General features: G+C 63.5%; 19 protein-coding genes and 1 pseudogene. 9 read left to right on the top strand and 11 right to left on the bottom strand.

Annotated features, from left to right (window positions below):
- Window positions 1-258 precede the first annotated feature (258 nt).
- Entirely contained in the window at window positions 259-2769 is a 2511-nt protein-coding gene (locus tag GS429_RS05580; protein WP_160063513.1) for a DEAD/DEAH box helicase, read from the bottom strand.
- Between the two features lie 134 nt (window positions 2770-2903).
- Window positions 2904-4574, bottom strand: a complete 1671-nt coding sequence (locus GS429_RS05575; RefSeq protein ID WP_160063511.1) for an HTTM domain-containing protein — start codon at window positions 4572-4574, stop codon at window positions 2904-2906.
- 264 nt (window positions 4575-4838) lie between these two features.
- On the opposite strand from GS429_RS05575, the gene GS429_RS05570 reads away from it, so the two are divergent.
- Together GS429_RS05570 and GS429_RS05565 are read left to right on the top strand one after the other, a co-directional pair.
- Window positions 4839-5117: a hypothetical protein gene (locus tag GS429_RS05570; RefSeq protein ID WP_160063509.1), complete on the top strand. Its 279-nt coding sequence runs from the start codon at window positions 4839-4841 to the stop codon at window positions 5115-5117.
- A gap of 66 nt (window positions 5118-5183) precedes the next feature.
- Window positions 5184-5693, top strand: coding sequence for a TspO/MBR family protein (locus GS429_RS05565; protein ID WP_160063507.1), 510 nt, complete (start codon window positions 5184-5186; stop codon window positions 5691-5693).
- 48 nt (window positions 5694-5741) lie between these two features.
- Here GS429_RS05565 and GS429_RS05560 read toward each other — a convergent pair.
- A pseudogene (locus tag GS429_RS05560) lies at window positions 5742-5885 on the bottom strand (MFS transporter); the annotation flags it as partial.
- 155 nt (window positions 5886-6040) lie between these two features.
- Here GS429_RS05560 and GS429_RS05555 point away from each other — a divergent pair.
- Entirely contained in the window at window positions 6041-6379 is a 339-nt protein-coding gene (locus GS429_RS05555; RefSeq protein ID WP_201293961.1) for an ABC transporter permease subunit, read from the top strand.
- Window positions 6380-6441: 62 nt separating this feature from the next.
- On the opposite strand, the gene GS429_RS05550 is transcribed toward GS429_RS05555, so the two are convergent.
- Window positions 6442-7032, bottom strand: coding sequence for a diacylglycerol/polyprenol kinase family protein (locus GS429_RS05550; protein ID WP_160063505.1), 591 nt, complete (start codon window positions 7030-7032; stop codon window positions 6442-6444).
- 252 nt (window positions 7033-7284) lie between these two features.
- Here GS429_RS05550 and GS429_RS05545 point away from each other — a divergent pair, with 252 nt between their 5' ends.
- From GS429_RS05545 to GS429_RS05535, 3 genes are all read left to right on the top strand, one after another.
- Entirely contained in the window at window positions 7285-7683 is a 399-nt protein-coding gene (locus tag GS429_RS05545) for a hypothetical protein (RefSeq protein ID WP_160063503.1), read from the top strand.
- A 298-nt stretch (window positions 7684-7981) separates the two neighbouring features.
- The gene (locus GS429_RS05540; protein WP_328821258.1) at window positions 7982-8668 is read left to right on the top strand and encodes a CRISPR-associated protein Cas4; all 687 of its coding nucleotides are present in this window, start codon (window positions 7982-7984) and stop codon (window positions 8666-8668) included.
- Between the two features lie 118 nt (window positions 8669-8786).
- Window positions 8787-9146, top strand: coding sequence for a hypothetical protein (locus GS429_RS05535; protein WP_425438182.1), 360 nt, complete (start codon window positions 8787-8789; stop codon window positions 9144-9146).
- A 270-nt stretch (window positions 9147-9416) separates the two neighbouring features.
- Here GS429_RS05535 and GS429_RS05530 read toward each other — a convergent pair whose 3' ends face one another.
- The 3 genes from GS429_RS05530 to GS429_RS05520 all read right to left on the bottom strand — a co-directional run bounded on the left by GS429_RS05530 (window position 9417) and on the right by GS429_RS05520 (window position 10937).
- Window positions 9417-10043 carry an L-threonylcarbamoyladenylate synthase gene (locus GS429_RS05530; RefSeq protein ID WP_160063501.1) on the bottom strand — a complete coding sequence of 209 codons (627 nt, stop codon included), beginning with the start codon at window positions 10041-10043 and terminating at the stop codon, window positions 9417-9419.
- A 70-nt stretch (window positions 10044-10113) separates the two neighbouring features.
- On the bottom strand, window positions 10114-10626 hold the full coding sequence (locus GS429_RS05525) for a redoxin domain-containing protein (protein WP_160063499.1): 513 nt from the start codon (window positions 10624-10626) through the stop codon (window positions 10114-10116).
- Complete coding sequence (locus GS429_RS05520) at window positions 10626-10937, bottom strand: glutaredoxin family protein (RefSeq protein WP_160063497.1); 312 nt, start codon at window positions 10935-10937, stop codon at window positions 10626-10628. The genes GS429_RS05525 and GS429_RS05520 overlap by 1 nt, the downstream gene beginning before the upstream one ends.
- A gap of 102 nt (window positions 10938-11039) precedes the next feature.
- On the opposite strand from GS429_RS05520, the gene GS429_RS05515 reads away from it, so the two are divergent.
- The gene (locus GS429_RS05515) at window positions 11040-12428 is read left to right on the top strand and encodes a hemolysin family protein (RefSeq protein WP_160063495.1); all 1389 of its coding nucleotides are present in this window, start codon (window positions 11040-11042) and stop codon (window positions 12426-12428) included.
- Window positions 12429-12483: 55 nt separating this feature from the next.
- Here the strand turns inward: GS429_RS05515 and GS429_RS05510 are convergent, their stop codons facing one another.
- The 3 genes from GS429_RS05510 to GS429_RS05500 all read right to left on the bottom strand — a co-directional run bounded on the left by GS429_RS05510 (window position 12484) and on the right by GS429_RS05500 (window position 15500).
- Window positions 12484-12927 (bottom strand): acyl-CoA thioesterase, encoded by a 444-nt coding sequence (locus tag GS429_RS05510; protein WP_160063493.1) that lies wholly within the window; start codon window positions 12925-12927, stop codon window positions 12484-12486.
- Between the two features lie 125 nt (window positions 12928-13052).
- Window positions 13053-14057, bottom strand: coding sequence for an AAA family ATPase (locus GS429_RS05505; protein WP_160063491.1), 1005 nt, complete (start codon window positions 14055-14057; stop codon window positions 13053-13055).
- Window positions 14058-14276: 219 nt separating this feature from the next.
- The gene (locus GS429_RS05500; RefSeq protein ID WP_160063489.1) at window positions 14277-15500 is read right to left on the bottom strand and encodes a DUF7282 domain-containing protein; all 1224 of its coding nucleotides are present in this window, start codon (window positions 15498-15500) and stop codon (window positions 14277-14279) included.
- Window positions 15501-15685: 185 nt separating this feature from the next.
- Here GS429_RS05500 and rnz point away from each other — a divergent pair, with 185 nt between their 5' ends.
- Both rnz and GS429_RS05490 read left to right on the top strand, forming a co-directional pair.
- Window positions 15686-16612 (top strand): ribonuclease Z, encoded by a 927-nt coding sequence (rnz, locus tag GS429_RS05495; protein WP_160063487.1) that lies wholly within the window; start codon window positions 15686-15688, stop codon window positions 16610-16612.
- 144 nt (window positions 16613-16756) lie between these two features.
- The gene (locus GS429_RS05490) at window positions 16757-18109 is read left to right on the top strand and encodes a TIGR00341 family protein (protein ID WP_160063485.1); all 1353 of its coding nucleotides are present in this window, start codon (window positions 16757-16759) and stop codon (window positions 18107-18109) included.
- A gap of 342 nt (window positions 18110-18451) precedes the next feature.
- Here the strand turns inward: GS429_RS05490 and GS429_RS05485 are convergent, their stop codons facing one another.
- A complete protein-coding gene (locus GS429_RS05485) occupies window positions 18452-19240 on the bottom strand; it encodes a pentapeptide repeat-containing protein (RefSeq protein WP_160063483.1) in 789 nt (262 codons plus the stop codon).
- Between the last annotated feature and the right edge of the window lie 157 nt (window positions 19241-19397).

Genomic DNA, 19397 nt, shown 5'->3' with positions numbered 1-19397 from the left:
CCGCCGCGTTCTACTGCGCCAGACTCGACTGGTGTGTGGTCGACTCCGGGATCACCGTGGAGGGCGTCGCTCGACTATCTCTCTTCCAATCGAGAGTCATCTGATATATGTTTTCTGCTCGGCACTTCCCGACCGGTTCGCGTCGCTCGAGCGTTCACTTTCGGTTTCAAATCGAGACGAAAAACGAGTTCTGTCCTCGAGTTTCAGATCTCACTTCGAATCCGGATTCAAATCCGAATCCGAGTTCGTCCCCGTCGGTCAGTTCGATCCCGCCCCTGTATACTCGCTTCCGATAACCTCCCGCATCCGCTCGGCCGTCACCGTCCCGACGCCGTCGGCTTCCTGTAACTCCTCCTCGCTCGCGATCATCACCGCCTCGACGGTCCCGAACTCCTCGAGCAGCGATCGCGCGGTGACGGGGCCGATCTCGGCGATCGAGGAGACGACGTACTCCTGTTGTTCGCCGACCGTCTTGGACTGTTTCTCGCCGTGAACCGAGACCTCCCGGTCGGCGGTCTCCTGCTCGCGACCCGCGATCACGCCGAGCAGTTCGGTCGTGTCGGCTTCGCTCTCGGTTCGCAGGATGCTCGCGCCGAAATCGACGGCCAAACTCGAGAGCGCACCTCGAATCGCGTTCGGGTGGATGTCCCGCTGTTCGTACAGGCCCTCGCCCTCGACGATCACGATCGGCCGAGAGTAGTGTCTGGCCATCGCGCCGACCTGCTCGAAGACCGAGCGGTCGCCACCGACCAGCGAATCGACGAAGTCCGCGACGGACTTTCGTTCGACGACGACGCGGTCCGAACAGACGTAGTCGCCAACGTCGAGCGTCTCCAGACGGATCTCGATCTCTTCGCGCCTCGAGAGATCCCGCGCGATGTTGGCGTCCATCTCGCGCTGGTCGGCGACGATCTCGATGGTGTCTCCGTCGGCGTGCGGTTCGTGCGTCTCGACGGACTCGTCCGCAGGGTCGGCTTCGCCTTCGCCGCTGTCGTCGCTCGAGTCACCGTTCCCAGCACTTCCGTCATCGGTACCCGATTCCGAGTTGTCTTTCGAGAAATCCTGCAGTCCGGGCTGTGCCGAAACCCCCTCAGTTCCACTGGAAGAATCGCCGACGGCGTCGGGGTTATTGTCTTTCCCGTCTACTTTCACTTCGCTCTCGCTTTCGGCGTCGAAATCCGACAGCGCCTGCTGGGAATCGTCCAACTCGTCTTTGAGTTCGTCGGTCATCCCCTTCAGTTCGCGCAGTTCCGACTCCATCTCCTTCTCGCGGCGCTGTGAGATCCAGAAGTAGGCCTCGTCGCGGGTGTCCTCGGCCATGAGAACGACGACGCGGCCCTCCGACTGCCGGCCCGTTCGCCCCTTGCGCTGGATGGACCGAATCGCCGTCGGCACGGGCTCGTAGAATAAGACGAGATCGACTTCGGGCACGTCCAGGCCCTCCTCCGCCACGGAGGTCGAGACGAGCACCTCGAACTCGCCGGCCCGGAACTCGTCGAGCACTTCCTGCTGTTGGTTCTGGGTCATCCCGTCCGACCCTTCGCGGTCGCCCTGTCCGACGAAGCGCTTGGCGTCGAAGCTATCGGAGAGGAACTCGGTCAGCGCCTCCGCCGTGTCGCGGGATTCGGTGAAGACGATCACCCGCTCGCCGCCCTCGAGCCCCAGCGTCTCCGCGAGGAGCATTCTGCTCTTGCGGTACTTGGGATGGAGTTCGTCGAAGCTCTCGGCCTTACGCATGGCCTCGCGCACGCGAGGATCGGACACCATCCGCTGGCTGGCCTTCGACGCCCCCGAGGAACGGGCCTGATTGCGCTGGCGGTCGAAATACCGACGGACGGCCTCGACGCTCTGGGTCTCCACGAGAGTGACGGCCTGCCGGAGCTTCATCACCTCCGCGTGGACTGACATCCCTTTGAACCCCTCCGACTGGTCGTTGTTGATCAGCTGCTGGAGTTCGGCGCGCATCCGGTTGAGATCCTTCTGGGACTGATCGGGCTGGGTCGAGCTCGCGACCCCCAGCTCCTTGAGTTTCTCGAGCCGGTCCTTGATGACCTCGTTGAGCGTATCCCGGATCTCGATGACGTCCTCGGGGAGGTCGATGCGCTCCCACTCGACGTCGGTGTCGTGGGTGAACTCGTCGACGTCGGCGTCCTCCTCGGTCATCACCTCGACTTCCTCGAGGCCGAGGTTCTCACAGACCTCGAGGATGGCCTCCTCGTCGCCGCCGGGCGACGCACTCATCCCGGTCACGAGCGGCCGATCGGCGTCGGCGTGGTAGCGTTCGGCGATGTAGTTGTAGGCGTAGTCGCCGGTCGCGCGGTGGCACTCGTCGAAGGTGATGTGGGTCACGTCGGCGAGCGAAACTCGGGAGCCGACGAGGTCGTTTTCAATCACTTGTGGGGTCGCCATCACGACCGTCGCCCGGTCCCACGTCTCGGCGCGGTCGTCCGGACTGACGTCGCCCGTGAAAACGACGATTTCGTCATCGGGAATCTGCAGGGCTTCGCGATAGAAGTCCGCGTGCTGCTGGACGAGGGGCTTGGTCGGGGCGAGCATCAGTGACTTGCCGCCGACCTCGTCGAGTCTCCGAGCCGTGACGAGCAGGCTGACGGTGGTTTTACCGAGCCCCGTCGGGAGACACACGAGCGTGTGGTGGTTCGCGGCCGTCCCGGCGAGTTTCAGCTGGTAGAGTCGCCGCTCTAGGAAGTTCGGCTCGAGAAGTGCATGCTCGATGGAGGGCGGATCCGCGCCCTCGTCCGTCGCTGCCATTGCCGCCGATTCGTGGCGGCCGTGGTTAAACGTTGAGAATGCGGGGTGAAAGTGAAACGTCGACCGTAGAACTCAGCGTGTCGTGGACGGCGACCGCTCGAGCGGGGATGCACCGCGCTATCGTCGCCGAACCGTCAATCCTCCCGACCGTCCGCCGGTAGCTCGATCGCTTTCGTTCCGTTGTCGCCGCAGCCGTGGCTGTAGATCATCGTGTACTCGCGGTCCCGGGTTTCAGGCTCGTGAATCGTCTCGTGGGTGATTTCTTCGCCGATTACGTACATGTTGAGATACGCGAGCTCCTCGCCGTGTTCGTCGGCCCACGTCTCGCAGAGATGGCTCGCCAGCACTACCGGCACGTCGTTCTGGAACCCGCCGCGACGGACGCTGTTCATGTAGAATCGTTCCCGGTAGGTGCCGTACTGCTTCTGTAACTCGTCGTGCGGTCGTTCGGCCGTCAACTCGCGCTCGCTGTAGGCGTCGACTCGTTCGCCACTCTCGGTCTCCGCCGGGAAGACGTAGTACCGGTCCGTCGTCCGGGGATCCGGGCCGGCGAAGACGCCCCAGCCGATCGGTTGCTCGATTCCCAGACTCGAGGCGACCGTCTGCACCTGGCGGACGCCGGTCGTCTCCGTCATCGTTTCGTCGATCGTCCCGTCGATTCGGTCTTCGAACGACTCCTCGCCGTCCGCGCCGGTCGCGGCGGGAGCGAGATTGAACAGTAACATGCTCGTCACGAACAGCACGGTGAGGACGATAATTCCGAGCGTGGCGGTGTACGCGTGTCTCCGCAGTCGCAGTATCCGCTCACCCTCGAGCCGATAGTCCGGAACTCGCGCTGCGAGTCGCTCGAGGCTGGCCGTGCGTGTCGCGACGCGGGAGCCGTCGATTCCCACCCCCACCCGTCTCGCCGCCGCGTTCGCGTCGTCCCAGAACTGGCTCTGCAGAAAGAGCGTGACGCCCGCGATTCCGACGTAGGAGAACGCGCCGATGCGGACCGTCAGCGCAAACGAGAGGTGGCCGGCGACGAACGTCGCGGCCAGCAGCATCCGCGGACGGCCCCGGAGGAGCAACAGTAGGGGCGAGGTAACGAGCATGACGAACCAGAGCAGGCCGCCGTACTCGAGCAGCGTCGAAAACTGGCGAACGAAATCGCCGAGCAGAAACGTCATCTCGTCGAGTCCCAGCACGAGCGGCGCTGCGTCGCCCCCGGTCCAGACGTCGGATTGGGATTTGATCAGCCCGTTCGTGAAATACATGAATATCATCTGACAGAGGATCAGTGCGGACGCGGCGTTCGCGACGGACGGTCTGGGCTCGCGGTCGGCGTGGACGGCGTCGATCGACCAGCGTTCGCCGAGCGGGAGGAAGATGGCCCAGAACAACAGCAGCCGGAACAGCGTGTCGGCGTAGCTCAGGACGAACGGGTTGTGATGGTCTAACGAGACGACGAACAGGAACGACAGAATCGTCGCGAGTCGGGTCTTGTAGCCGACGAGCAACTGGATCGCGATCAGCCCTTGCAGAACGAACAGGGCTGCGATGAGCGTCGGATCCGTTGTCAGATGGTAGATCGAGAACGGATACGTCGAGGCGGTCTCGAGGACCAGCGAGCGCGGGACGACGCCCCGGTCGGTGTAGAAGTACGAGAAGTTTCGCGCCCGGAGAAAGAGGTCGGCGACGATAAGCAGGGCCGCGAAGACGCGGAAGACGGCCAGCGTTCGCGTATCGATTCGAACGCACTGGCGGCCGAAGCGGCGGAGTCGGCGTCCCGACTCGAGGACGCCGGGAGGGACGGCGGGACTCATTTGCCAACGTGATTCTACAGCAACAGCATATGTTTTCCCATTAGGTACCGCACTCCGCTCGTCAATGACCGTCCACCGCGTCCCGAATCGGTCGCTCGAGGGCGAACTCTCCAACCGACGCGGGTAATCTTCGGTTCGCGACCGATCCTTCTCCTTCGGTCGTCGCGAACGACCGTTTCGCGTCACCGGTGGCTGTCGGGTACGCCGGGTTCGTCTCGATCTAGGACCCAAATCTACACGGCGGACCCGTTCGTTGCTATCGGTATGGCAGACACCGTAGACGATCTTCGGGACGAAATCCGCCTAGCCGTCGGGCGGCACGAACGTCTCGAGTCGACCGCCTTCACGAAAGAAGCCCTCGCCGCGATCTGCGAGGCCGTCGGTTACGAACCCGAGACGAACGGTCGCCCCTCGAAACCCCAGATGCGCGCGGGCATTCTCTGGACGATCGGCGTCGCGGACGAGAACGACCCCGCCGATGCACAGCGTCCGTTCCGGAAGGCCGAACTCGAGTCGATCGCAACCGCCCTCCGAGACGGGTAACCCTAACCGGGAACACTGTCTGCTGCCAGTGCAGGTATTTTGCGCGCTCGAGCCGTCCGTTCGATCATGGCCAGTTCCATCACGAACGTCACCCGTCGGTTGCCCGGCCCCGATCCGCTGATTCAAGCCGTCGGATTCGTCCTTCTCGTCAACATCGTCGGGAGTTTGCCGGGCGTCTTCTCCTCGACGGATACGGCGTGGTTCCGGAGCCTCGAGAAGCCGTGGTTCTACCCGCCTGGGATCGCGTTTCCGATCGCCTGGACGCTGCTCTTTACGCTACTGGGGGTCGCGCTCTGGCTCGTCTGGCGCAGGAGCGACGCGTCGGGTCGACGGCTCGCGCTCGGACTCTTCGTCGTACAGATGGCGTTTAACGTCGCGTGGACGCCGTCGTTTTTCTCGCTCGAGAACCCGTTGCTCGGTCTCGGCGTCATCCTCGCTCTCTGGGTGCTGGTCGTCGCGACGATCGAGGCGTTCCGGCGCGTCGACCGGCGGGCGGCGGCCTTGCTCGTCCCGTATCTCGCGTGGGTGACGTTCGCGTCGGTCCTCAATTTCGAGCTCTGGCGGTTGAACGCGTGATGGGCCACGAAACCCTTCCTCTCTTTCGCTCTTCTCTTCGACCGCTCCTCACGTTTCGGTCGCCGGCGGGAGCCACCGAACGAGCAGTATCGCCACGACCGCGAACCCGGCCAGCACGATGTACCCCTCGTTGAAGAACCCGCGATCGGCGAACGCGCCGAACAGGACCGGACTGGCGGCTCCAATTGTCATTTGACATCCTCCCCGCGCTAAAGCGCGAGGCTTTCGCCTCGATTTTTCCGCAAGCACCGCTTTCGCTGTCGACGAGCCGTCGAAATCCAACAGCCGTCTCACTGTACCACCTCCTCCGTGACCGTCGGCCATGAGGGCACCTTTCCGGTACGGTGTTGCCGATACCGGAACCGGCCGCGTTCGGCGTCTTCGTCCTCTTTTTCTTCCAGCTCTGGGTGCAGTTCCCTCGAGCCGAACTCTACGTTCGACACGAACTCTCGTTCCCCGAGACGACGCCCGAATGGGTGGCGTTCGTCTCCGCGCTGAACCCGATCGCCGCGTACACGCACCTGCTCACTGGGCTGTTCCCGGACCTCGATGCCGGGACGCTCGTCCGGCCGCCCTCGGACCCGGCGTTCTATGAGGACCCGACGTTCGCACTCGTCGTCCTCGTCGGCTGGATCGTCGCCGCCGTCGGGTTCAGTTACCGACGGTTCCGAGCGACGGACATCTAGTCGGCTTCCAACGCGTTGCGTGTGCCGTCTCGGTTGCTGCCGATATCCGCGAAAAAATTCGATCAGACGGGCGCGAACTCGAGGACCAGATACGCTAATAGGCCCGCGTAGATGGGAATCGTCAGGTTGTCGTCGACGATGAAATCGCCGATCCGGACCTTGATGCCGTCGGCGACGGTCGCGCCGACCGCTGCCGCGAGCACGGCCAGCGGGGTCTCGTAGAGAAACGGCGCGGCGATGATCGCGCTCACGACGAACATCGTGACGAGCACCTTCGGTCCCTTGACGAACTTGAGGCTGTCGTCGGAGACGGCCCCGCTGATCGGGTCGCCGATCGCGAGCATCAACATCGCGGGTAACGCAACTTCGGGCGGAAATACGAGCACGGCGACCGTCATGCTCACCATGTAGTAGCCGTAGCCCGCGAACTGATTCTGTTCGTAGTCGCGGGTCAGTTTGTCGTACAGCGCCCAGTCGAGGCCGGCGCGGAGTCGGAGGAACTCGAGGCCGATCGTGCCGACCGCGAGGACGACCATCAGGAGCTGAAACCGGGGCCACGTGAGTCCGAGTTCGAAGTACTCTGCGAGGAGGTAGAGGGCGACGAGACCCGCTCCGCTCGAGTGGACGAGCCGTCGCTTCAGTTCGTCGGCCATCACGTTTCCTCTCGGACAACGGGACCTTCAGTTCGTCGGTTGTGTGTGCGCCGGGGAGCGATAGTTGCGGTGTCGTTGTCTCATACGGATTGCTGTAACTAGTTACCGCCGATCACCAGGGACGGGGTCGGTGATCGGCGGTCATTGACTACAGTAAACCGTCTCAAGCGGTCGACCGAAGCCCGTTCCGTCGGAGCTGTTGGCAAACCGATAGCTATTCGATCCGGCCGCGATAATCGAGACTCGAGGGGAATGCAACGCTGGTATGGGGTCTTTCCGAATCGGCCGCCGACGAAGAGCGACCTCGTCGGCGCCGTCTGTGGCGTCCTCCTCGTGGCGCTCAACGCGTCCACCGTCGACGACTGGCGCTGGGTTGCCGTCGGCGTCGTCATCGGCGCGCTCGTAATGGGGCCACTCGCGCAGTCGCCGATCGGTCGGCAGATCGATTCGATGGCCCGCGATCTCGGGATCGGTGGACGCATCCTCGTCATCGCAATCGGGGGCGCCGCCGTAGTGGCCTTCGTGTTTCTGCCGCCGATTTCGGGCGAAATCGCTGTCGACACCATGATCGGCGTTGCGCTCCTGATTCCGTTCTACGTCCTCGGTCACCTGCTCGTCGCTCGGGATCTCGGCGGCTGGAGCCCGGACTGATACTGTTGGACAGAACGACGTGACGCCGATCGTTTTGCTGGAGTCGTCACCGTCGGCGACGACCCCGAATTCACGATCGGCTTCGTATTGACTGCTTCCCGACAGTATACGGAACGCGGGGTTCTTTCTTTCCGTCTCTCGAGTCGACTTCGGATACCCCCGCGAACAAAGCGGCCGAGCGGCGCTCCACTCGCGATCGGTACGACTTCGTGTCCTCTTCCGAGGCGCAGCCAACTACCGCGGAGTCGGACCGGCCTTTCCACGAGCCTTTTTATGCGAAGGAGCGGCCAGACCGGTCGTGTCTCGAGCCCACGTTTCCTTCAGCGATCTGCGGACGGCGGCGTACTGTCCGCGGAAGTGCTACTACCAGCGGACGAGCGACGAGGCGGACCGGGAGCCGCCGCCGGAGGTCGAATCGATCCGCGCACTCGCGATGCGGTACGAGGAGTTGCTCGCCGCTCCGGCGGACGCCCTCGAGGCGGAACCCATCGCCGTTCCCGCCGCCCGGTATCGCGACCGACTCGCGGCGACCCGTGACCGTCTTACCGACGACGGCCACTGGGCACGTCTCTGCGAACCCGTCGATCGAAACGTCCTCGCAACCGGCCGGCACTGTCGCGGGATCGTCCACAAGGTGCTCGAGGATCCCCTCGAGCCCGTCGTAATCTCGACCGGCGAACCGCCCGAACAGGGCGTCTGGGAGGCGCAGTCGGTCCAGGCCGTTGGCGCCGCGAAGGCGCTGGCCTGGGAACACCAGACGTCGGTCGATCGCGTCTGGCTCGAGTACCCCGCCTGCGGCGTCGTTCGAACCGTCGACCTGACGACGCGCCGGAAGGCGCGGTATCGGCGAGCGCTCCGGACGGTCCGGGAACTCGACGGCCCGCCGGCTCGGACCAGCAATCGGTCGAAGTGTAAGTCCTGCGAGTTCGCGACGCAGTGTGGCGTCCGGACGCGAACGCTTCGGTCACTGCTCGATTTTCGCTAATATCCGTCTTCGAGAGTACCTGTACTGAACCCTGAACATCTCTATTCCGGACGATTTACCGTCCGCCCCGACCCGATACCGTGAACCTTTTACTCGTAACCGAGTAACCGATTCACTGATGATGTGGCAAGACTTCGTGTTCCTCGCTGGAAGCGTCCTCTCGATCGTCTTCCTCGCACCCACGGTTCGGGACTCGTCCGCTCGAATCCCCCTCGGGTCGAGTTTTCCGTCGATGGCCATCGGGGCGATCTACTCGTTCACCTACGCGACCATGGGGATGCGGTTCTCGGCGCTCGGCTCGGCCGGTGTGGCGGCGATGTGGACGCTGATCGTGTGCTATCGCGCCCCCGGTCCCCAGACCGGCCCGAAAAACATCGTGCGGTTCGTAGCGTCGATGGCTCGACGCAGCCACCGGCTCCTGACCGGTACTCGAGGCGACCAGCACGCTCCCGCCGGACGCGAACAAACGGCCGACTAACCTGTTTTCTGGCAGCGCCGACAGCAGCTATGCGGGCCGTCCGTCGATTCCGGTTCGACGGGTGTCATACTGCCGGACAGAACGATTCGAAGATCGGTCGCGCTACTGCGGCCGTCATCCCCGAGGACGGCCGCGAATTCGCGACCGACTTCTCATACGGTTTCCTGTAGTCAATGACCGCCGATCACCGACCCCGTCTCTGGTGATCGGCGGTAACTAGTTACAACAATCCGTATCAATGACTGCTGTCCGACAGTATCAGTAACGCCGTCACTGCTCCTCGAGCCACGCTTCGATCTCGTCGTCCAGCGCGCCGCGGCGGTGAATCGTTCCCGACGCGATGTCCACGACGGTGCTCGCCGGCTCGCTCTCGTCGCCCGCAGATCGCTGCGGCGAGTCGTACAGGTAATCTGCCTCGAGGACGACTGCTTCGTCGAGCACCTGCTCGCCGATGTCGTCGACCCGTTTCGCGCTCGGCTCGCCGCTGACGTTGGCGCTCGTTGCGGTGATCGGCCGTTCCGCGTGCTCAAGGAACTCGAGTGCGGGCTCGCAGTCGGGCACGCGAACGCCGACCCGATCGTTGCCCGCGGTGAGCGTGTCGGAGATGACCCCCCGTCGCTCGCAAAGCAGCGTCACGGGCCCCGGAAGGAATTCCTCGGCGAACTCGCGTTCGCGATCGCTCACCCGAACGTACCCTTCCTCGACTGCCGCCTCGAACGTCGGCACGGCGAACGAGACCGGCTTCGACCGGTCACGGCCCTTGACCGCGAACACACGCTCGACGGCGTCGGAATCGAGCGCGTCGGCACCGAGACCGTAGACGGTTTCGGTCGGATACACCACCAGTCCGCCGTCTCGGATCGCCGTTACCGCGCGCTCGAGATCGTCCGCATTCATGGCTAGTCATCGCCGTGTCGGCGGCAAAAACGTACCGTCCTGTTCGTTCGTGGCGGGCTCGGATTGCAACTCACTCGAGTCCCAGTTGGCGCTCGAGGTCGTCGTAGTCTGGGAACTCGGGCCACTCGGTGGCGACCCAGCTCGTTTCGACGGTCAGGTCCGGTTCGAGAGCGAAGACGGCGATTCGCGGTTCGCTGAGGCCCGCCATCCCGTCGAGGTCGTGGGGGACGCCGTAGGCGTCGGCGATCTCGTTGCTCGGGTCCGAGAAGATCGCGAACGGGAACTCGTTTTCGTCGAGGAACCGCGAAACGCCGTAGGGTGTCGACGCCGTCACGCCGACGATGCGATCCGCACGATCGAACCAGTCGCGCTCGTCGAGTTCTTCCCAGACGTACTTGCCGACGAACGACCCGATCATGGGGGTAAAGACGAGGATCGTTCGGCCGTCGTCGGCGACGACGTCGGACAGGCTTCGATCCTCCCAGAATTCGTCGGTGACCAGCGGCCGAGCGAAGTCGGCGGCTTTCGTCCCCGATTCGACGCCATCTGCGGGCCCGAGATCGACGACTTCGAAGTCGGGCATCAGTTCTCACCTCCGGCCGCCGTGGTCGCTTCGGCACCGTCGTCGCCGTAGGTCTTCTCGAGGTAGCTGACGATGTTCGCACTCTCGGCCATCGTGACGCCGGTTTCGTCGTCGACGATGACCGGAACGGTGCGGACGCCGGCGACTCGCTTGACGACGTCACGCCGCGAGTGCATCGGTTCGACGAACCGCGACTGATACGTCAGGTCGTACTCCTCGAGCAGTCGAGCGACGCGTTCGCAGTACGGACACGCTTGCAGTCGATAGAACGTGATCGGTGCGTCGCCGTCTGCACTGGCGGATGCTCCCATACCCATTCGTTCGGGAAACGGGCGGGTAAACGTATCGTCGGCGGCCGAGCGGACCCCTAAATGGTAAACGGTTAACCGATCCGGCTATAAATCACGACATCAATGGCGTTCTTTCCGCTGCTCGAGGCCGTGGTCGCCTACCAGGTCCCAGTCGTGGGCTTGGAAATCGATCAGTCGACGGTGACGATTCTCGGTGTGTTCGCTGTGGCCGTTCTTATCGTTCTTTCCGGGTTCTTTTCGTCCTCCGAAATCGCGATGTTCAACCTTCCCAAACACCGTCTCGAGGGGATGGTCGAGGACGACGTGCCCGGCGCGACACTGGTCAAAAGCCTCAAAGACGATCCACACAGACTCCTCGTGACGATTCTGGTGGGGAACAACATCGTCAACATCGCGATGTCATCGATCGCGACGGCGGTCCTGTCGATCCACTTCGGCGGCCTGGTCGGCGTCTTGCTCGCGACGTTCGGCATCACCGCACTTGTCCTCCTCTTCGGCGAGAGCGTCCCCAAGTCCTACGCGGTCGAAAACACCGAGTCGTGGTCGATTCGAATCTCGAAACCGCTGAAAGCCACGGAGTACCTGCTGTATCCGCTGATTATTCTCTTCGACTACCTCACCAGACAGGTCAACAAACTCATCGGCTCGACGGGTGCGATCGAGTCGCCATACGTCACCCGTGACGAGATCCAAGAGATGATCGAGTCCGGCGAACGCGAGGGCGTCCTCGAGGAGGAAGAACACGAGATGCTCACGCGAATCTTTCGCTTCAACAACACGATCGTCAAGGAGGTGATGACTCCTCGGCTGGATATGACCGCCGTTCCGAAAGACGCGGACATCGACGAAGCCATCGAGACCTGTATTCAGAGCGGTCACGCTCGCGTGCCGGTCTACGAGGGCAGCCTCGACAACGTCCAGGGAGTCGTCCACATCCGCGACCTCGTCCGCGATCTCAACTACGGCGAAACCGAGGCCGAGAACCTCCAACTCGACGATCTCATCCAGCCGACGCTGCACGTTCCCGAGTCGAAGAACGTCGACGAACTCCTTACCGAGATGCGGGAAAACCGGATGCACATGGCCATCGTCATCGACGAGTTCGGCACGACCGAGGGACTGGTCACCGTCGAGGACATGATCGAAGAAATCGTCGGCGAGATACTCAAATCCGGCGAGGACGAACCGGTGGAGGAAGTCGACGAGCGCACCGTGATCGTCCGCGGCGAGGTCAACATCGAGGACGTCAACGAAGCCCTCGATATCGATCTGCCGGAGGGCCAGGAGTTCGAGACGATCGCCGGCTTCATCTTCAACCGCGCGGGTCGCCTCGTCGAGGAAGGCGAGGAGATCACCTACGACGGCGTTCGAATCACCGTCGAAACCGTCGAGAACACGCGAATTCTAAAGGCGAGACTGCGAAAACTCGAGCGGCCACCCGACGCCGACGAGGAGCAGGCCGCCGACGAGGAGTCAGTCGTCCGGGACTGAACGTCGTGTTCTTGCGGTTTCTGATCGATCTGATACCCCTCGCGAGTCGGCGTGACTACTCGCCGACTTCCCTCTCGAGCATCCGTTCGCGAAGTTCACGGCCCCGGTCGGTGTCGACGGACAGCGTCGGTACGGGAACCGGCGATCCGTCCTCGTCGATGGCGACGAAGGTGAACGACGATTCGGTCGTCCGCTCCGCCTGGCCGCTTCTGGGTTCCTCGCGCCAGGCGCGAAGCCCGACGTGGACGCTCGTCCGGCCCGCGTCGTAGACGAACGCCTCGACCAGCGCCGTGTCGCCGATACCGATCGGCCGCTCGAAGTCGAGTTCGTTCACGCGGGCGGTGACGCAGGTTTCGCCGGCAAAACGCATCGCCGACATCGCCCCGACCTCGTCGAGCCACTTCATGAGGTTGCCCCCGTGGAGCGTGTCGTTGTTGTTCGCGTGATTCGGCTGGACGCGGAATCGATTCTTGATGTGCGTCTCGAGAACGGTTGGCATATCGGCTAGTGGTGGCCCAACCGCGAAAAAAGTAGCCTCGAGTCCGGCGCTCAGGCCGGTTTCTCGGTGCCCACGGTGACGACCTCAGCAAAACAATCGGATTCACGTCGTTCTGTCCAACAGTATCAGGCGTCTCGGCCGAGTTCGGCCAGCAGATGCGAGACGTGAATCCGATCGCTCGAGCCTTCGTGCATCTCGAACTCGATATCCGCGGCCAGCCGGTGGATCTCCGCGAGTCGCTCGCCCTGATACCGTTTCCGTGCCACGCTGAGAATCGACTCGATGACCTCTCCACCGTCGAGACCCTCGTCGACGAGCAGGTCGTCCAGGGCCTTCCGGGCGTCCGTAAACTCGCCCGCCTCGGCGTCGTCTAACATCGCCTCGATCTCGTCCTCGAGACCGACCTCGCCGATGGTCTCGTAGGCCGCCTGCATCGTCAACTCGCCCTCGTCCTCGACGGTCGTCTGGGCGGCCAGCACGGCCTGTCGGAGGTTGCCGTTTGCGTACCCAGCGACGAACTCGAGGCCGTCGTCGTCGTACGCGACGCCCTCGTTCTCCATGATTCGCTCGAGGACGGTGACGATTTCGGGACTCGAGGGCGCCCGCACCGAGACGGGAAAACACCGCGAGCGGATCGGCGGGATGAGCTTGGTCGGCTGGCGGGTGGCGATTACGAACTGCGTCGTTCGGTGGTGTTGCTCCATGATTCGACGCAAGGCCTGCTGGAAGTCCTCGCGGACGTCTTCGGCGTTGTCGAGCAGGATCGTCTTGTACTCGCCGGAAACGGAGGCGTAGCTCGCGGACTCCTTGAGCACGCGGTTGATCATGTCCCGTTTGGACATCGACGAGCGGCCGACGAGGAACTGCTCGAAGCGAGGGTCGTTCTTGATCTCGGTTTTCGTGCGGCCGAAGAAGTCGGCGACGTTGATCTCGATCAGGTCGTTGTCCGGGTCCGCATGAGCTTCGCGAGCCAGCGCACGAGCGGCGGCCGTCTTCCCGCTTCCGGGCGGGCCCTGCAGGAGGAGGTTGATCGGCTCGTCGACGGCCCGCTGTAAGTACTCGCGAGCGTCGTCCTGTGGCAACTCGGCCAGCTCGGGGGCGTGGGTATCGGTCCACAGCGGCGCGTCCATCGCCAGTCGATAGGAGCGGGTCGGGTAAGAATCGGTCGGTTATACCGTCGGATAGCAGTCAATACGTAGTCGGTCGCGAATTCGCGGCCGTCGACGTCGGAGACAGCCGCAGTAGCGCGACCGATCTTCACGTTGTTTCTGTTCGACCGTATTATACGGTTTACTGTAGTCAATTACCGCCGATCACCGACCCCGTCTCTGGTGATCGGCGGTAAATAGTTACGTCTCCTCGTCATCGGCGTCGTCGCCGTCATCGGTATCGCCATCGTCATCCGCATCGTCATCAGCTTCCTCCCTCACGTCCGCGATCGTAAACGTCGTCTCGACGGATTCGCTGTCCGCGTCGAGTTCGATCTCGTCGTCGTCCTGCGGCTCGAACGGCGAGGCCTCGTCGGGTTCGTCCGGATCGCCCTCGTAGAGGATGGCGGTGAGTTCGTCGTCGTCCTCGACGGTCGCGTTCTCGTCGAACTCGGCGGTAACGTTCGCGTGTTCGCCCGGCTCGAGTGCATCGCTCGCCCCGACAATCGTCCCGTTCTCGTCCTCGATCGCGACGAAGCCGTCGACCGGGATCGCGACGTCGAGGGTGACGTTCTCGTCGGTCGCAGCGACGACCTCGACGGCGGGCTCAGTGTGGAACTCGAGGTCGATCGATTCGACCGCACCGTCGGCGTCGGTGTAGACGCCGATCGTTCGTTCGCCGGGCGGCGTCCCGACGGTGTCGATCTCGAACGTTACTTCGCGGGATTCCTCGGATTCGAGCGTCACTGCCCGTTGCTCGAGTAGGGCACCGTCGAGACGGAGATCGACGTTTTGCTGGGTTCCGAGGTCGGTCGGGTTGGAAATCTCGGCGACGATCTCGATGGTCTCGTTCGTGGTGGCCGAGGAGGGTGTGCTGAAGCTGTCGACAGCGAACGAGTCTCCCAGCACACCGTCGTCTTCGCTCGTCACCGTCGCGGTGTCCGAAACCGGGAACCCGTTCTCGAGGTAGGGACGGTCTTCCGCACCGTCGGTTTCCCCGTACGCGTAGGTTTCGTCGCCGGTGGTATCCTGGTGAACCGTCGCGGTGAGCTGGCCGACGAGTTCTCCGTCGGCGTCTTCCTCGCGTTCGACGGTCACGTTCTCGTGGGTCCCGGAGCCGAGGTAGTCGGAGACGGCGAGCGGATCGTCACCGCCGCCGGTCACAACGACGAAGCCGCCGTCCGAGAGGGAGACCTCGTCGATGACGACGGCCGTTTCGTCGACGGTGACGTTCTCCCCGTCGATGATGACCGTTTCTCCGTCGCTTTGCTGGTCCTCGAACACGATCGACGCCTCGGAATCGGTTTCGACGCCGAAGATGGCGGGCGCTTGGCCGACGACGATCCCCGCAGCGAGCACGACCACGATCGCGATCAGGATCGCACCGATGCGCTTGATCGTGCCTAACGTCTCTCTCGAACTCATTGGGGGTGGTATCGTTCCCCCGTACGGACTCGAGAGACGTAAAACGCCGAGTTCGTTCGCAGAAACCGGATCGGTTCGACACAGCTCGGTCGAGTAGTTCCTGCTTACTCTCGAGCGCGGACCGCCGGCCACCGACCTGATGTCCATCGAAGGGGGTTTAGTCACGGCAGCCGGAGGTTCGAGCGATGTCATTGCGTGTGACGTTTCTAGGGACGGCTGGGGCGGTCCCGACGACCGAGCGGAACCCGAGTAGCATCTTCGTCGCTCGAGAGGGCGAGAAGCTGTTGTTCGACGCCGGCGAAGGGACCCAGCGCCAGATGATGCGTTTCGGGACGGGGTTTTCCGTCTCACACCTGTTCGTCACGCATCTCCACGGCGACCACGTCCTCGGGATTCCGGGCCTCCTCCAGACGATGGATTTCAACGACCGCAAGGACCCCCTGGCGATTCACACGCCCCAGGGGACGCGCCGCCAGCTCAAGTCGCTGGTAAACGCCCTGGGCAACCGCCCCTCGTTTCCGGTCCGGATCAACGAGGTCGGCGACGGCGACGTCGCCTACCGCGCCGACGAGTACGAAGTCCGCGCGTTCGGCACCGACCACGACGCCCGGTCGGTCGGGTACGCACTCGTCGAAGACGACCGCAAGGGACGGTTCGACCGCGAACGCGCGGAGGAACTCGGCGTCCCCGTCGGTCCGAAGTTCTCGAAACTGCATGCGGGAGAGTCGGTCGAACTTGAGGACGGCACCGTCGTCGACCCGAAACAAGTCGTCGGCGAGCCCCGGCCCGGCCGGTCGATCGTCTATACGGGGGATACGCGACCCGCGACGGCGACGATCGAGATCGCGGACGACCCAGAGCTGTTGATCCACGACGCGACGTTCGCCGACGACCGCGCCGAGCGTGCGAGCGAGACGGCCCATTCGACGGCCCGACAGGCGGCCGAAATCGCGAGGCGGACCGGAGCCGGCCGGCTCGCCCTGATGCATCTCTCATCGCGGTACGCCGGCCACACCGAGGATCACCTCGAACAGGCTCGCGACGTGTTCGGCGGGGAGGTCTTCGTTCCCGAGGACGGTCAGACGCTCGAGCTTCCGTACCCCGACGGATAGTATTTGACCACGCTGACAGAACCGGCTTCGCGGGTCGATCGCGCTCGAGACGCACCCTCGACTGACGGCCCGGTTTGACGGGATCGACGACGGCATGCAGTTTCCGACCCAGCTATTTTGCTCTCGGACGATGAGTGATAGAAAATGCGTCACATTCAGGTCACGATCCCGATCGGGAAACGGGAGACGATACTCGACCTGTTAGACGACGAGGGGATCGATTACGTCGTTACCGACGAAAGTAGCAGTCGAGAGTACGACGCTGTGGTGTCGTTTCCGGTGCCGACGAACGCCGTCGAACCGGTTCTCGATTCGCTTCAGGACGCCGGCGTCGACGAGGAATCCTACACCGTCGTCGTCGACGCCGAGACGGTTATCTCCCGGAAGTTCGAGCAGTTGCAGAACGAACACGCCACCGAATCCGTCGAAGAGGAACAGATCTCGAGACAGGAACTGCTCACCAGAGCGGACGAGTTGACGCCGACGTTCAGCGTGTTCTTCGTGATGACGCTGATCAGCGCCGTGGTAGCGACCGTCGGACTCCTGCTCGATTCGCCGGCCGTCGTGGTCGGTTCGATGGTGATCGCGCCGTTGATCGGTCCCGCGCTGAGTGCCTCGATCGGGACGGTCACCAACGATCGGGAGGTGTTTCTCACCGGCATGAAGTATCAGTTCACCGGCGTGTTCGGCGGGATTATCGCCGCGGCCGTCTTCGCGTGGATCTTTCAGGCGCTGTTTCTCGTTCCGCCCGGGGCAGAGATCACCGAACTCGACGAGGTCGCGGAACGGATCGCCCCGGAACTGCTCCTGTTGCCCGTCGCGCTCGGGGCCGGCGCTGCGGGCATCCTCAGTCTCGCGACCGGCTTTTCGATCGCGATCGTCGGCGTGATGATTGCGGCGGCGCTGGTTCCGCCGATGGCGGCCGCCGGCGTCGCCCTCGCCTACGGACTCCCCGTCGCCGCACTGGGATCGACGGTACTCGTCCTGGTGAACCTCCTCGGCGTCAATCTCGCGGGACTCCTGACGCTCCGCTATCTCGGCTATCGCCCCGGTAGCTGGTTCGAAATCTCGACGGCACAGCGGCAGTTTTTCAAACAGGTCGCGGTCCTCGTCGGCGTTATCTTCCTCCTCTCGCTGTTTCTGACCGGGGTTACCTACTCCTCCTATCAGATGTCGGCGTTCGAACAGACGACGGACGAGCAGGCCGAAGACGTGCTGAACGATCACGAGGATCTCATCCTGCTCGGCACCGAGGTCGAAGTCCGCGAGGAGGGCCTTCCGTTCGATGCGTCGTTCGATGCGACGGGACAGATCGATCTCGTGATCGTCGAAATCGGCGGTCCGCCGGGGTCGTACGACCCCGAAATCGTCGCTGCGATCGACGAACGGATCAATCAGGAGACCACCGGTGATACCGACGTTCAGGTCAGATTCGTCACGACCGGCGGGGCCGAGGACACGCCGGCAACGGCTCCCGGCGCGGACGACGATACGTAATTCCAGACCCGGCTACTCCACCTGGACCAGTTCGACGTCGTCCGATCCACACCGCGAACACCGCTGGTGTTTCGACTCGGTGAAACTCGTCCCACAACTCGGGCACGTGTCTCGGTCCGTCTCGAGACCGGTCGTGCCACAGACGCCACACTGTTTGCGGGATGCCCTGAAGTGAGCGCGACAGGACTGACATCTGTATATCGACGGCATACGCTCAGCATGCGTGGCATCGACAAATGGATTGGGCCGTCAGTTTCTACGCCGGTTCCAGCCCTAACCTTCGTCTGCAGCCACGCGCTCGACGCTCGAGCGAGATCGGCGTCCGAACAGTTTCGGTCGGTCCTATCGGTTTCCGAACCCCGACAGCGACGCCGTTCCAACTCGCGAGGGGCCATCGCCGCAGTCCGCCGTTTCACACGCGGAGCCGTCGATCCACGTCGCTCCGGAGAGATCCGCGTCCGTGAAATCGGCATCGATGGGGTAGGCGTCCGTGAGATCCGCGCCCGTGAGGTCCGCGCCCGAGAGATCCGTCGCTTCGAGGATCGCGTCCGTGAGATCCGCGTTCGAGAGGTCCGCGCCCGAGAGATCGGCAGCTACGAGATTGACGCTCGTGAGGTCGGCGTTCGAGAGCTCCGCGTCCGAAAGATCCGCCTCCTCGAGGTCCGTCTCGACGAGCGTCGCGTCGGCGAGGGTGACGTCCGGGAACGCCTTGCCACGAAGCGCCGCCCCGGAGAGATCGGCACCCGTGAGGGTCGCCCCCCTCACGTCAGCATCCGCGATCGAACTGGCCAGAAAAGCGGCGTCCGTGAGGTCCGCCTCGCGAAGATCTGCGCCCTCGAGATCCGCCAGAAAGAGATCCGCCTCGCGAAGCGTCGCCCCGCGAAGCGTCGCGTCCGTGAGCGTCGCCATCGAGAGATCCGCGCCGGACAGGTCACAGTCCGCCAGATCGGCCCCTTCGAGAGCCGCTTCCGGTTCGATCGAGTGGCCGTTGCAGTCTCCCGTATCGAGCGACGAGAGACAGCCCGCCAGTCCGACGACCGCGCCAGTGGCGGCGGTCGCCCCGACGCGCTCGAGTAACTGCCGTCTGGACGTACTCGACTCCGCGTTAGTTCCGGTATTCGTTTTTCGCATAGTCTCGGCGAACGGTGTCTCGTTCATCGAAGAACGACAACACGTTGGCAAATCCTTTGTGGTCCGCGTCGACGATCATCGAGTCGATCCGGCTGGTGAGATACCGGCCGCTCGCCCGGCGGCGGTCACGGTGAGGGGCGGGTCGCGGTAGCGATAG

The sequence above is a fragment of the Natronorubrum halalkaliphilum genome, from assembly GCF_009834785.1.
Classification (GTDB): Archaea; Halobacteriota; Halobacteria; order Halobacteriales; family Natrialbaceae; genus Natronorubrum; species Natronorubrum halalkaliphilum.
The sequence above is the reverse complement of the archived record's forward strand: the minus strand, read 5'-3'. Positions and strand labels throughout refer to the sequence as shown.

What these genes read in the sequence shown, in the direction of transcription:
- GS429_RS05580 (WP_160063513.1), bottom strand. Translation starts at nt 2,769, where the DNA reads ATGGCAGCGACGGACGAGGGCGCGGATCCGCCCTCCATCGAGCATGCA.
- GS429_RS05545 (WP_160063503.1), top strand. Translation starts at nt 7,285, where the DNA reads ATGCAACGCTGGTATGGGGTCTTTCCGAATCGGCCGCCGACGAAGAGC.
- GS429_RS05510 (WP_160063493.1), bottom strand. Translation starts at nt 12,927, where the DNA reads ATGCCAACCGTTCTCGAGACGCACATCAAGAATCGATTCCGCGTCCAG.
- GS429_RS05570 (WP_160063509.1), top strand. Translation starts at nt 4,839, where the DNA reads ATGGCAGACACCGTAGACGATCTTCGGGACGAAATCCGCCTAGCCGTC.
- GS429_RS05515 (WP_160063495.1), top strand. Translation starts at nt 11,040, where the DNA reads ATGGCGTTCTTTCCGCTGCTCGAGGCCGTGGTCGCCTACCAGGTCCCA.
- GS429_RS05500 (WP_160063489.1), bottom strand. Translation starts at nt 15,500, where the DNA reads ATGAGTTCGAGAGAGACGTTAGGCACGATCAAGCGCATCGGTGCGATC.
- GS429_RS05505 (WP_160063491.1), bottom strand. Translation starts at nt 14,057, where the DNA reads ATGGACGCGCCGCTGTGGACCGATACCCACGCCCCCGAGCTGGCCGAG.
- GS429_RS05520 (WP_160063497.1), bottom strand. Translation starts at nt 10,937, where the DNA reads ATGGGAGCATCCGCCAGTGCAGACGGCGACGCACCGATCACGTTCTAT.
- GS429_RS05530 (WP_160063501.1), bottom strand. Translation starts at nt 10,043, where the DNA reads ATGAATGCGGACGATCTCGAGCGCGCGGTAACGGCGATCCGAGACGGC.
- GS429_RS05525 (WP_160063499.1), bottom strand. Translation starts at nt 10,626, where the DNA reads ATGCCCGACTTCGAAGTCGTCGATCTCGGGCCCGCAGATGGCGTCGAA.
- GS429_RS05535 (WP_425438182.1), top strand. Translation starts at nt 8,787, where the DNA reads ATGATGTGGCAAGACTTCGTGTTCCTCGCTGGAAGCGTCCTCTCGATC.
- GS429_RS05485 (WP_160063483.1), bottom strand. Translation starts at nt 19,240, where the DNA reads ATGCGAAAAACGAATACCGGAACTAACGCGGAGTCGAGTACGTCCAGA.
- GS429_RS05550 (WP_160063505.1), bottom strand. Translation starts at nt 7,032, where the DNA reads ATGGCCGACGAACTGAAGCGACGGCTCGTCCACTCGAGCGGAGCGGGT.
- GS429_RS05490 (WP_160063485.1), top strand. Translation starts at nt 16,757, where the DNA reads ATGCGTCACATTCAGGTCACGATCCCGATCGGGAAACGGGAGACGATA.
- GS429_RS05575 (WP_160063511.1), bottom strand. Translation starts at nt 4,574, where the DNA reads ATGAGTCCCGCCGTCCCTCCCGGCGTCCTCGAGTCGGGACGCCGACTC.
- rnz (WP_160063487.1), top strand. Translation starts at nt 15,686, where the DNA reads ATGTCATTGCGTGTGACGTTTCTAGGGACGGCTGGGGCGGTCCCGACG.
- GS429_RS05565 (WP_160063507.1), top strand. Translation starts at nt 5,184, where the DNA reads ATGGCCAGTTCCATCACGAACGTCACCCGTCGGTTGCCCGGCCCCGAT.